This is a genomic window from Granulicella sp. L46, from assembly GCF_009765785.1.
In the GTDB taxonomy this organism is placed as follows: Bacteria; Acidobacteriota; Terriglobia; order Terriglobales; family Acidobacteriaceae; genus Granulicella.
In genome coordinates this window covers 299,947-305,946 of the sequence record NZ_LMUT01000012.1, presented here as the reverse complement: position 1 = coordinate 305,946, position 6,000 = coordinate 299,947, and the positions used below count along the sequence as shown (strand labels likewise).

The window sequence follows — 6,000 nt, the reverse complement described above, 5'->3', positions numbered from 1 at the left end:
CCACGATTCCAACCGCCGCCCCCACCCATGCTGGATGCCCCTCGGGCACTGTCAGCTCTCGATTGCCAGCCGCTGCTCCCGCCCCCGCCGAAGGCCGATGAACCAGCGGGTTTCGGCTGCGATCCGTAACCCTTCGATGCGGATGAATTGTAGCTATTGGATTTCTGGGTGTTGTTCGAGTTTCCACTCCAACCGTTTCCTGTGTTGCTGTAGGTGTTGCCGTTGGCTGATGCGTATTTGTTGCCATTTGCGGTCTGACCGACAGCAGCACTATTGCCGTACTTTCCCGAGGCGGCATAAGCACTGCCGCCGTTGGAAGAATGCACTTGCCCGGTGGTTCCGTTGTAGTTTGATTGATGCTGGGCATTAACAGTGGTGCCGTTCTTTGAAGCCGTTGACGCACCATAGCTGCCATAAGCGTTGGAGCCTTGCACGGTTGCGGCGGAGGCCCCGGTTCTTGTGTTGTACGCCTGCCCTCCACTTACCGACCCGTAGCCGTTCGAGACGGTTCCGCCACGGGCAACGGTTCCGGTCGAGGGATTGTAGCCCTTGGAAGCACTGCCATAGCCTCCATATCCATTCGAGCCATAGTAGCTGCTGCCGTGCCAGGCGGTGTTCCCGTAGTACGAGCCGCCGTGATAGACGACAGTACTGCTGTGCCAACCGCAGTTCCATGAATTCCAGCCCCACCCGTAACCGCCGCTGATGGCCATGCCGACAGCGATGCCTACTCCAAATGCAATCACGCCTGTGGTCACCACCGCAGCAGTGCTATATCCGGGCACAACGTAGGGGTATCCATAAACCACCGCGGGGTTATACGCGGGAACATAAACCACCTGCGGATTCACGGGCTGAATGACGATGACTTGCGGCGATTGCTGCACGACTGTAATCTGCGCGCCGGACTTCAGATTGCCGGCGGCTTGCGCCTTTGCGCGCAATACCTGCACCGCGGTCATTACGTCGGCGGGCTGGGTGGCGTAGGCCTCGCCCAGCGAGGATGTCCAACTGAGGTTCTTCGCCATGTTGGTAAGGACCGAAGGAAATTGAGTGAGCGCCTTCACGCTTGGCTCCCACGACTGCGCATTGACGGCCTGCAGCAAGGCTTGGCCCGTGAGACTCTGGTTCTGTTCAAGCCACATGCCGGCGGCAGCAATCTGGTCAGGAAAGGTGGCAGCGCCAAGAATCTGCGCAACCAAAGCGTCCGGATAGAGAGCTATGGGAGCGGCCAATCCCTGCAACTCTTGAGCCGTCAACGGTGCGCCTTGCCCAGAATATGCAGGTGCTGCTGCCGCTTGTGCCGACAGTTGAACCTCGGCTCCGAACGGTCCAGTCAAAATGACCAAGAGAAAGCACAGCGAAGTTGATAAAACTCTTGTTGCTAAGTTCCTGATCATTTCTTCCTCCGTGGGACGAGGTGTGCCAATTTTCGGTAGAACGTTTCTAACGGCAGTACGCTCTTCGCTGTATGCCCGACCATGCGGTGCACGTTAAGAAGGCGTCCCCGTTGTTCGAAAACGCGGGATAAGTTCCCGAGAAATCCTTGGCCTTGCATTCAAATGTGCCGGTCGCGAATTCCGGGCAATTGGTCGCGAAAGCAGCCGTCTCAGTCTTCATTTCGAGTTTCCTGCATTCGAAAGGGAGCCGTTTGAGCTCCCCTTCGAATGAGGGTTGTGAGCATCCATTGCTGGGCGCCCTGGCTGCCGATTACTACTACTTCGTTGCTGGTGCCCCTGCCTTACCTGCTGCTGCCTTTGCCTTGGCTGCGGCTGCTGCGGCCTGAGCTGGTCCTAGCGACGCCATCACCGTATCCAAGTTGAAGGAAGCCGCCTTCTGGCGTGGTGGGAACTTGACGAAGTTCGCAACCTGGGCCGCAACGACTGCCTGTGCCAAGTAGAGATAGGGCGCATGATCCACCAACCAGTCGAGGTAGGTATTGGAGTTGTAATCTCCGCGCTCAAACGGATCGCGACGCAAATGGTGGATGTTGGGAAGTCGCAGTTTCGTGAAGGGATGTTGCCAAAGTTTCAGCGTCCCGGGGCATTCCTGCACTTCAAACGTCAACTTATAGTCGCCGATACGGACCGCCATGACGCCGCCATCGTCGCTGACGTAGAAAAAGTGATCCCTGGGGCTCTCCTTCACGGCGCCGGTAAGGTAGGGCAACTGGTTGACTCCGTCGATGCAGACGTTCCACGACTTGTCGCCGGCGGTATAGCCATCCAACAACTTTTGATTGATGTTCGGATCGCCAGCTGCGGCAAGGATGGTTGGAAGCATGTCCTGATGGCACACGATTCCGTTGAGGGTGGAACCGGCCGCGATCTTGCCGGGCCAGCGCATGAAACAGGGTACACGCCATGCACCCTCGAAGTTGGTGTCCTTCTGCGCTCGGAACGGTGTGTTACCGCCATCGGGCCAAGTGTCGTTTTCGGGGCCGTTGTCGGTGGAGTACATGACAAAGGTGTTGTCGGCGATACCCAGTTCGTCGAGCTTATCGAGGATCTGCCCGATCTGCTCATCATGAACCACCATGCGATCGCTGTAAGGATCCTGGCCACTTTTGCCGATATTTTTCTCCGCGACGTGCGTGCGGAAGTGCATGGCGGTCGAGTTGTACCAGAGGAAGAAGGGTGTGCCTGCCTTGGCCTGTGTCTCCATCCATGTCAATGCGGCAGCGGTGATCTCCTCGTCGACAGTCTCCATGCGCTTCTTGGTGAGCGGGCCGGTATCTTCGATGGTTTGCTTGCCGACGGGTCCAAAGCGCGGATCGTCGGGCTCTTTGCTGACGGTGTCGGTCGCTTTGCAGTGCAGGACACCGCGCGGTCCAAACATTGCCTTGAACTTCGGGTCCTTGGGGTAATCCGGAAGCTCGGGCTCTTCTTCAGCATTGAGGTGATAGAGGTTTCCAAAGAACTCGTCGAAGCCATGCACAGTAGGCAGGAACTCGTTCTTGTCGCCCAGATGATTCTTCCCAAACTGGCCAGTAGCATAGCCGAGCGGCTTGAGCATTTCGGCGATGGTTGGATCTTCGGGTTGGAGGCCCAGCGCGGCGCCGGGCATTCCTACCTTGGTGAGGCCGGTGCGGAGCGGGTTCTGGCCGGTGATGAAGGCTGCGCGGCCGGCCGTACAGCTTTGCTGACCGTAGTAGTCGGTGAAGACGACGCCCTCGTTGCCGATGCGGTCGATGTTGGGCGTACGGTAGCCCATCTGGCCGCGGCTGTTAAAACTGATATTCCACCAGCCGATATCATCTCCCCAGAGAATTAGAATATTGGGCTTTTGAGTAGCCATGTCTCGCTCCTTTTTCGGGTTATGTTGAGTTCGCCGGTCTCGGCGCTGAAATCACACCCAACTTCGGTGTGAGAGGTTGGACAATCACCTGGCGGCTTTCACTTCGACCTCCGCCGCCAAGAATTTCAATTTGCAAAGGCGAACCAATGTTCTGTCGCCGTGACACCTGTTAGCCTTTCTTCATTGCCGTAAACGCAGGGTGCCTCGCGTCCGCGTTGCTGATTCTGGCCCATGTGAATCGATCACATCTGTGAGAAGAACTAATTCACTCTGGCAAGGAGCGTAGTTCGCGGCATCGTTGTTGTGAACTGTCAAATGTGACAGCAACAATGAGCGTATGGATCAATGGCATAAAACCTGTAGGTCGAATGCCTTGGCCTCCGTCCACTTACCAGCGGCGTGAAGGACGCAGGATGCCGAACAAGCCATTCTCAATGGTTGAGCTGAGCGATTGCTTCACGAATCGGATCGGACGAGATCCTCATCATGCCGCTGAACGGTGAATACATCTCAATAATGATCAGGATGGCGGCCGAGACGGCCAGGGCGCCGATTAGTATTGTCGCAATCACAGTGGGATTAGGTGGCGCGTAAAGACCGAAGCTGACGAAGATCGCCACGATCCATGAGATCAGGATGACCAGCAGAGGCATCGAAAGCTTGTTGGTATCCGATTGAACAAAGAGCAGCTAATTGGACTGCTGCAAACTGTTAAGTAGAGCAATCGAATGCGTCTTGGCGTACGCTTGATTGCTTGTTTTCGGTTGCAGAGCATTCAATTGCGCTTCCACGCGATCCATCGCGTCCTCGGGATGCAGCGTGACCCGTGTGGATGGGGTACTAGGCCACACGCGATCCGCGGCGGCTTCGAGTGCCCCACGTATCTGGACGCGGATTGTATCGGTCTCTGAACCATATACCGTCAGGGCGCGGTCCAGAAGAATTACATCGGACGACATCTGCGCAACCAGGAGTTTTTGCCCATCGTAGGATGCCTTGGCTGAAGATACGAGCATTCCCAGGATCATTCCGGTCATCGTCATCACGAAGCCAGTGACCAGTTTGATCACGGTTTCCGACTCAGGAACGAAATGTTCTGCGGGCAAAACGCGGCGCAGCACGATACCCAGAATGCCACCCCCAAAATAACTACGAGGGCGATCAAGCTTACGTGGTCCGAATTCATTAGCCTCCCGAAAGGCTGCCACGCGGCGACGGAAATACCGTTACAAAATTCACTTATGGGATGATTTAAATGGCTAGGACTCCTTCAAAATGCCTCGCCGAGACCCAAGCTCCAGGTCCAACTGCCAACGCCTCGCGCGAAGTCGGCGCGCAGATTCACGTGGTATTGTTTGCTCAAATTGAATCGTGGGCCGCCGCCAATGTCTGGTAGGAAATGACTGGAAGTGAAGAATTCATTATCTCCAGGGACCACCCCGCCAAGGCCCGCGAATGCAGCCAGGCCAATCCGTTTTGGCAACGTGAGACGATACTCTGCCTGGGCCGTATACATGTGTCGATCGAAATACGTCCCTGCGGTATATCCACGCAGTTCGTTGCTGGTTCCGTAGATGCATTTCTGATAGAAAGGCGCGTCGCCTGCCACGTTACAGACGTACACGTCGGTGGCGAGGACCTGGTTCTTGTGCACGGTAATGTATTTATCAAATTCGAACTTGTACTGTTGGAACGTTTGTTTGCTGCCTAACGCCTGCGCATAAAAGTCCGCGGTAAACTGAACCTTCGATCCCGAAGTCGGAAAAAAATGGTTGACACGCGTGTCCCGCACGGTCCTCACCCCTATGGCACGCAGGTTCGTGTGAAGACCTACATCTGGCGGGATCGGAGGGATATTGGGGTTATCGAACGCGCCCAGCGTAATAAACGAGCTTCCTGTTGTAAGTCGAGGCCCTATGAATATCTGCCACCAGACGCGACGTAACGCTTCGGCAAAAAATACTTCTCCAGTTTGCACTAGGGGGAGCTTCAGATCCTGTGGACCATTTACAAACCCCGCTCCATAAATGTTGTAATTGATATTGCCGTGAGCGTAACCGGTCGTGACCTCATACTTGTTCTTGTCGAAAAATAACTGACCGCCTAGAAAATAGGCACGCGAACCATTGTCGGTGATCAGTCCGCCAGCGCCGACGGTAGAAGGTGGAGAAATCTTGTCATTTTTGCTAAAAGGGAAGATATAGCCCACTACCGGAATAATCCCGTCGCCAATCGCAGGGCTCACAATCGGAAGTGGCGCGACCACAAAAGAGCCAGGGAGAAGCTTTTTTTTGGCCGGCTTCTTTTTCTTGTCCTTTTTTGTGGTGGGAACATTGTCAAGTGCTGCCGCAGTTTTCACTTGGTCGGTTGCCTGACTACTGTCTTGGGCGTAGAGATGCGGCGAGTCGCAGATCCCTAGAAAAAGTAGCGAGACAAGACAAAGACCAGTCGATCGAGAGATCCTTTGCCATGCAGCAGCACACAAAGAATCGGATGCCTGTCGATGAACCCAGACCGGGTTACGGCCCCTGATACTCAATGCAAACCGGAAGGTCACAGCAGTCCTTTCTTCCCCTAGCTATCAAAAACGCGAGCAATTGGGCTTCAGCCATTCCAACGGATCGACGTTTGGGGCTGGCACGATGATCGTCGCCTGGAGCGGCGCACCCGCGATCCACTTCAGTGCATATGCAATCATGCACC

At 55.4% G+C, this 6,000-nt stretch carries 5 protein-coding genes; all 5 read right to left on the bottom strand.

Going from position 1 to position 6,000, the window contains the following annotated elements:
* On the bottom strand, window positions 1-1,235 hold a 1,235-nt coding region (locus tag GSQ80_RS10585), incomplete at its 3' end, for a DUF3300 domain-containing protein (RefSeq protein WP_254059574.1).
* Window positions 1,236-1,716: 481 nt separating this feature from the next.
* A complete protein-coding gene (locus GSQ80_RS10580) occupies window positions 1,717-3,297 on the bottom strand; it encodes an arylsulfatase (protein ID WP_158787615.1) in 1,581 nt (526 codons plus the stop codon).
* Window positions 3,298-3,728: 431 nt separating this feature from the next.
* The gene (locus GSQ80_RS10575; RefSeq protein ID WP_158787614.1) at window positions 3,729-3,950 is read right to left on the bottom strand and encodes a hypothetical protein; all 222 of its coding nucleotides are present in this window, start codon (window positions 3,948-3,950) and stop codon (window positions 3,729-3,731) included.
* A gap of 36 nt (window positions 3,951-3,986) precedes the next feature.
* Window positions 3,987-4,505, bottom strand: a complete 519-nt coding sequence (locus GSQ80_RS10570; protein WP_158787613.1) for a hypothetical protein — start codon at window positions 4,503-4,505, stop codon at window positions 3,987-3,989.
* Between the two features lie 62 nt (window positions 4,506-4,567).
* Complete coding sequence (locus tag GSQ80_RS10565; protein ID WP_158787612.1) at window positions 4,568-5,656, bottom strand: BamA/TamA family outer membrane protein; 1,089 nt, start codon at window positions 5,654-5,656, stop codon at window positions 4,568-4,570.
* Window positions 5,657-6,000 lie beyond the last annotated feature (344 nt).